The sequence below is a fragment of the Salinimicrobium oceani genome (assembly GCF_012037645.1).
Genome location: NZ_JAAVJR010001202.1, coordinates 1 through 346, shown reverse-complemented (window position 1 = coordinate 346; position 346 = coordinate 1). Strand labels below are relative to the sequence as shown.

At 38.2% G+C, this 346-nt stretch carries 1 protein-coding gene; it reads right to left on the bottom strand.

All coding sequences use genetic code 11. From position 1 onward, the window contains the following. Nucleotides 1-137: 137 nt before the first annotated feature. The coding region (locus HC175_RS24020; protein ID WP_209310175.1) for a hypothetical protein at nt 138-346 on the bottom strand (209 nt) is incomplete at its 5' end.

The window sequence follows — 346 nt, the reverse complement described above, 5'->3', positions numbered from 1 at the left end:
AACTTTCCGGCTTCAGCTTGTTGAATAAATTCAGCCGACTGGCTGCTAATCACTTCTTTCTTATCTACGGACTTCATTTAATCTGATTTTTGCGTTCAAATTAAAGATACGACCGCACCTAAAAGTGCACAAAGTCTTTAGTACTGTTTAACTGAGGTTTCACAGTTAATTAACGACAGAATATAGGTTGAAAATCTGCCATGACCGCTTAGAGAAAACCGGTCGAAAATAGAAGTTTTGCTGAGGCTTAAAAAAGGCATTCCAAAAGCATCTTTTTCAAGCTGAAGCTGCGCCGGTTCTAAAGAAAAATATCCGGATACTCTTTTGATCAATGCTGCTTTTGCTT